The sequence below is a fragment of the Mesorhizobium sp. M7A.F.Ca.US.006.04.2.1 genome (genome assembly GCF_004022915.1).
GTDB classification, from domain to species: domain Bacteria; phylum Pseudomonadota; class Alphaproteobacteria; order Rhizobiales; family Rhizobiaceae; genus Mesorhizobium; species Mesorhizobium ciceri.
The window spans coordinates 1-1,017 of sequence record NZ_RZQA01001349.1 but is presented as its reverse complement, the minus strand read 5'-3'; the positions used below and the strand labels follow the sequence as shown (position 1 = coordinate 1,017).

Annotated in this window: 1 pseudogene; it reads right to left on the bottom strand. The window is 58.9% G+C overall.

From position 1 onward, the window contains the following. Positions 1-660: pseudogene (locus EN925_RS37215) on the bottom strand (type VI secretion system ATPase TssH); the annotation flags it as partial. Between the last annotated feature and the right edge of the window lie 357 nt (positions 661-1,017).

Sequence of the window (1,017 nt, the reverse complement as noted above, 5' to 3'; positions counted from 1 at the left end):
GATGTCGACTATCTGCCGGATCTCCGGATCGCGGCCGACGACCGGATCGATCTTGCCCTCGCGGGCGCGTTGGGTCAGATCGGTGGCGAATTTCGCCAAGGCCGAATCTCCGCCCATGGTCCGCTTCGGCGTTTCAGCCGCGGGAACCGCGATGGCTGCGCCGCCTTCGAGCGAACCTTCCACGACATCGGCGAACCGCGCGACAACCGCATCGGCGTCGATCTTGTCGAACTCGCCGCTGATCTTCGACAGCAGGCCTTCCAGAACCGGGGTTTTCAGGCAGGAAAGCAGAATATGGGCGCTGCGGACTTCCTCGACGCCGAACTCCAGCGTCGCGAGGTTCCAGGCTTCCTGGATTGCATGGAAGATATGATCGGAGAATTCCTCGATCGAGGTTGCGCCATAGGGCAACTTGTCGACGGCACGGGTCATATCTGCCGTGAGCCGGCTGGCATCCAGTCCCGCATCGGCGATTATCATTTGCACATCGGAGCGGTCGGAAAGCACCAGCTGCTCGATGAAGTGAACGAGTTCGACGTAAGGATTGCCGCGCAGCTTGGCGCTATCGGCCGCGGCCTTGAAGGCGCGCACCCCGACAGGATCAAGCTTGCCGACCAGTTCCTTACGCTTGAAGCTCTGCGACGACCGGCGCTGTTCCATCGAACGTGCTCCTGCAATCTGCCAGCCGATAAACTGCCACAGATGCCGCCACTTGACAAAGTGCGTTGTGGACGAGGCCTCAATGCCTGGTTCAGCCAGCTTCCTCGTATTGTGGAAGTCTTGCACCACCGGCTGCAAACAACAGCGGAATTGCGCGCCCTGCGCGATGCATTTCTCATACGGATTGACAATTGCGCCACGGAGTTCGGTACTCGGCGGTGTTCAGCTTCTGTTAATTTTGGAGCACTCGTTGAATTGTGGTAAAGTGCACCGGTGTGATAACGTAGGGTCACATAAGGTTTGAGGGCCTTCGCTGGGGGTTGGTGTGATTGATCTCGCACTCTGGCTTTCTTCGCT